Origin of the sequence: Thalassolituus sp. UBA2009, from assembly GCF_002335285.1 — a bacterium.
Taxonomy (GTDB): domain Bacteria; phylum Pseudomonadota; class Gammaproteobacteria; order Pseudomonadales; family Oceanobacteraceae; genus Venatoribacter; species Venatoribacter alkanivorans.
The window spans coordinates 1-4,518 of record NZ_DDCJ01000082.1; the positions used below are offsets into that span (position 1 = coordinate 1).

General features: G+C 51.6%; 5 protein-coding genes. 3 read left to right on the forward strand and 2 right to left on the reverse strand.

Annotated elements, in window-relative coordinates; translation table 11 throughout:
* The 3 genes from B3P58_RS10365 to B3P58_RS10375 form a co-directional block, all read left to right on the forward strand.
* On the forward strand, positions 1–826 hold an 826-nt coding region (locus B3P58_RS10365), incomplete at its 5' end, for an EAL domain-containing protein (protein WP_286717381.1).
* Positions 823–1,680, forward strand: a complete 858-nt coding sequence (locus B3P58_RS10370; protein ID WP_286717382.1) for a DUF3034 family protein — start codon at positions 823–825, stop codon at positions 1,678–1,680. The genes B3P58_RS10365 and B3P58_RS10370, both read left to right, overlap by 4 nt.
* A 46-nt stretch (positions 1,681–1,726) precedes the next feature.
* Positions 1,727–2,116 (forward strand): group I truncated hemoglobin, encoded by a 390-nt coding sequence (locus B3P58_RS10375; protein WP_243989471.1) that lies wholly within the window; start codon positions 1,727–1,729, stop codon positions 2,114–2,116.
* A 109-nt stretch (positions 2,117–2,225) separates the two neighbouring features.
* Here the strand turns inward: B3P58_RS10375 and B3P58_RS10380 are convergent, their stop codons facing one another.
* Both B3P58_RS10380 and B3P58_RS10385 read right to left on the reverse strand, forming a co-directional pair.
* The gene (locus B3P58_RS10380; RefSeq protein WP_230330664.1) at positions 2,226–4,001 is read right to left on the reverse strand and encodes a sodium:solute symporter family protein; all 1,776 of its coding nucleotides are present in this window, start codon (positions 3,999–4,001) and stop codon (positions 2,226–2,228) included.
* Between the two features lie 14 nt (positions 4,002–4,015).
* Positions 4,016–4,285, reverse strand: coding sequence for a DUF4212 domain-containing protein (locus tag B3P58_RS10385; protein ID WP_145469407.1), 270 nt, complete (start codon positions 4,283–4,285; stop codon positions 4,016–4,018).
* Between the last annotated feature and the right edge of the window lie 233 nt (positions 4,286–4,518).

The window sequence follows — 4,518 nt, forward strand, 5'->3', positions numbered from 1 at the left end:
GCAACACCTGCAGAAACTGCATATTCTGAAATCGTTAAAGCAGGCGCTGAACGACAATGATGGCCAGTTACAGATGTACTATCAGCCGCAGAAAAATCTGCTGACGGGAAACGTCGATAAAGCCGAAGCTTTGATCCGCTGGTTCCATCCACAGGATGGTTTTATTCCCCCGGATGTTTTTATCGAACTGGCCGAACAGACCGGCCTGATCTGCCAGCTGACCGATTGGGTTATTGCGCAGGTGCTGGAGCATGTGGCTGTCTGGCGGCGCAATAATATTGATCTGCAGGTATCTATTAATATTTCTGCTCAGGATATTTGCCGGGATGGCCTGACCACCCTGATTGAACACAAACTGCAGGATCTGCAACTACGGCCGGCGGATATCTGCCTGGAAATAACCGAGCGCGACATGATGCTGGATGAAGAAAAATCACTGCAACAACTGCAGCTGCTGCGCGAGCATGGTTTCAGTATCTCGATGGATGATTATGGTATTGGTTATTCGGCGTTATCCAAACTTGCACGCATGCCGGTGGACGAAATTAAAATCGATAAATGTTTTATCCTGAATCTGGCAGAAACGCATGATGACCAGATCATTGTCCGTTCAACGCTGAATATGGCACGTGAATTAGGCCTGAGAGTGACCGCCGAAGGAGTGGAAAATCAGGCATCAGAAACCTGGCTTCAGGCTGCCGGTTGTAATTATATTCAGGGGTATTTTCTCTGCCGGCCGATGGCGTTCGAAAGTATTGCGGGCTGGCTGGCCGACTTCCGGCAGCATTCTGACACGGCTGAGCGGCAACAGGAGATACAATCATGAAAGGCTGTTTTTCACCGCTGAAATACCTGACCTTGCTGGGGCTGGGTTCTCTTTTTAGTGTGCCGCTATTGGCACAGGGACGTCTGCTGGCAACCTCCGGTGTTACTCAGCTGGAAGGGGCGGCTGGTGGAGGTCTTGTGCCCTGGGCGCTGATCAGTGGTTACAGTGAGCAGGGCGAACACAGTCTCAGCGCGTTTACGACCCGCACCGATGTGCAGGATTTTCGTCTGGAGGTGCTGGGCGCCAGCTGGAGCTACAACAACCGTCTGGAACTCAGCGCAACACAGCAGAATTTCCGCTTAAAAAATACCGCAACGGATATCCGTCAGGAAGTTTATGGTGGCAAACTCCGGCTCGCCGGTGATGCTGTGTTTACGGCAATGCCACAGCTGGCGCTGGGGTTACAGCATAAACGGCTGCTGGATGGTGATACGGCCGCCGCCGTTGGCGCGGATAACGATACCCAGGGAACGGATATTTATCTGTCGGCCAGTAAAATCCATCTGGCAGCACTGGCGGGGTACAACGTTTTATGGAACGCAACGGTGCGTGCCAGTAAAGCCAATCAGATGGGTTTGCTTGGGTTTGGCGGAGACGACAAACGCAGTTATCAGTTGCTGCCAGAGATTTCGGCATTGGTGCTGCTACGTGATGGATTGGCCGTGGGAGCGGAATACCGCACCAAGCCCGATAATTTAACTGCATTTCGCGAAGATGATTACCGTGATCTTTTTATTGCCTGGTTTCCGCATAAACAGCTGAACCTTACCCTGGCCTGGGCGCAGCTTGGCAGCATTGCCGGCAGCGATGATCAGGACGGTCTGTATGTATCGTTAACCGGGTATTTTCAATAGGAGAGCCGTGATGATCCGTTCTTTGCTTTGCAGTAGCACGCTACTGATGGCAACGTCTTTACTGAATCCTCTGATGGCAGAAGACACCCTGTACGAACGATTGGGTGGTGCTGAAGGCATTGCAGTTGTGGTCGACCACTTTATTGAAGAAATCAGTTTTGACCGGCAGATTTATCCGTTTTTTAAAGATTCGGATATTGAACGCTTCCGCAATAAATTCAGCGAACAGCTGTGCGCGGTAAGTGATGGTCCATGCCGTTACAGTGGCGATGATATGTCCAGCGTACACACCGGAATGAATATCGGTGAAGCCGATTTTAACCGGGTGGTGGAATTACTGCAGAAAGCACTGACAGACAGTGGCATTCCTTATACCGATCAGAACCGGTTATTAAAAAAACTGGCGCCTTTGCGTAACGACATGCTGCACCGCTGAGTTTATTGCCAACATTCCTGCGCTGCTATCCCGATAATTTATCACCGGCAAGCAGCATAAAAAAAACCGGCCGAAGCCGGTTTTTTATGCTTGTATCAAACGCCTGATCTCAGTGATCGTGCGCTTCACCAGCTCCTTTAGGGAAGCGGATGTCTTCAACCATGTGACGGATATCATCCGGTACAGGTGCAGTCATGTTCGACACAATGAAGGCTGTTGCGAAGTTCAGCAGAGCACCCAGAGCACCGAAGGCTTCCGGAGAAACACCGAGGAACCAGTTGTCCGGAGTGTTCGCCAGCATTTCAGTACCGGCCACGAAGAACCAGCCTTTGTAGGTAAAGATGTATACCAGGGTAGACACCAGACCAACCAGCATACCGGCAACCGCACCACTGTTATTCACTTTACTGCTGAAGATCCCCATCATCAGTACAGGGAAGATAGAGGAGGCTGCCAGACCGAAGGCCAGTGCCACCACCTGTGCGGCAAAGCCCGGTGGGTTCAGACCCAGGTAACCCGCTACCAGAATGGCACCGGCCATGGCGATACGTGCAGCCATGAGTTCCTGTTTCTCACCGATATCCGGCATAAAGGTACGCTTCAGCAGGTCGTGGGAAATGGCTGTCGACATCGCCAGCAGCAGACCTGCTGCAGTGGACAGTGCCGCCGCCAGACCACCGGCCGCTACCAGAGCGATTACCCAGTTTGGCAGGTTAGCGATTTCCGGGTTAGCCAGTACCATGATGTCACGGTCGACTTTCACCATTTCGTTACCTTTCCAGCCGAAGGATTCAGCTTTTGCGGCAAACTCAGGGTTCTTGTCGTTGTAGTACTGGATACGGCCGTCGCCATTCTTATCTTCGAATGCCAGCAGACCTGTGGTTTCCCACTTCTTGAACCAGTCCGGACGTTCAGCATAAGCCAGGTTACCTTCGGCGCTGCCAACCGGGCCAGGCTGAATGGTATTGGTCAGGTTCAGACGGGCCATAGAACCCACAGCCGGAGCAGTGGTGTACAGAATGGCGATGAACAGCAGAGCCCAGCCAGCGGATGAACGTGCATCAGACACCTTAGGTACGGTGAAGAAGCGGATGATCACGTGTGGCAGACCGGCAGTACCCATCATCAGCGACAGGGTGTACATCAGCATGTTGAAGGTACCGCCTTTCTGCGCGGTATATTCAGCAAAACCAAGGTCAACCAGTGTCTGATCCAGTTTTACCAGCAGCGGAGTACCGTCAGCGGTGTCACTGAGGAAACCAAACTGTGGAATCGGGTTATTGGTCAGGTTCAGAGAGATAAAGATCGCCGGTACGGTGTAAGCAAAAATCAGTACACAGTATTGCGCGATCTGGGTGTAGGTTACGCCTTTCATACCGCCCAGTACGGCGTAGAAGAATACGATACCCATACCTGCATACAGACCGGTTGCATAATCCACGTCGAGGAAACGTGAGAACGCCACACCAATCCCTTTCATCTGGCCGATTACGTAAGTCAGTGACGCTACGATCAGACAGATAACCGCCACGATACGGGCAGTACGGGAGTAGTAACGGTCGCCGATAAAGTCAGGCACAGTAAACTTGCCGAATTTACGCAGGTAAGGAGCAAGGCAGAGTGCCAGCAGAACATAACCGCCGGTCCAGCCCATCAGGAAGATAGAAGCATCATAACCCTGGAAGGCGATCAGGCCTGCCATAGAAATAAAGGAAGCGGCAGACATCCAGTCAGCTGCGGTAGCCATACCGTTGGCAACCGGGTGAACACCGCGGCCAGCCGCGTAATATTCACCGGTGGTTCCGGCACGGGCCCAGATAGCGATACCGAAATAGAGGGCGAAGCTCAGGCCCACTACGATGTAAGTTAAGGTCTGTAAATCCATGCTCAACTCCTCACTTATTCATCGTCATCAACGCCGAACTCACGATCGAGCTCGCGCATTTTTTTGGCGTAAATTGCAACAATGGCGAGGAACACATAAATGGACCCCTGCTGTGCAAACCAGAACCCCAGACCAACGCCACCTACCGGAATCATGTCGAGTACTGGACGGAACAGAATGCCGAAGCCATACGACACCACTGCCCAGATAACCAGTAAAATGAACATTAATTTCAGGTTTTTGCGCCAGTACGCGTTCTTATCGTCTTCTGACTTGAAAGCCATAACCCCTCCTAGTTTTTATTTGAATGCAGAATCAACCTAGCAGCATAGCGTCAGAACACGACAGCTAGACCTTGGTAGTACCAATTTTGAACACTCCTGTTCAATGATTACTTTTTCTATTAAAAACAAAGGGTTAACTAAGCTTTTCAGGGGCCCGGAAAGCACGGGGTGACCATGGTCGCAGGTGGCAAAAATGGCGTGCTTTGGTGCTAATACGTACGCCTTTAGTCCGG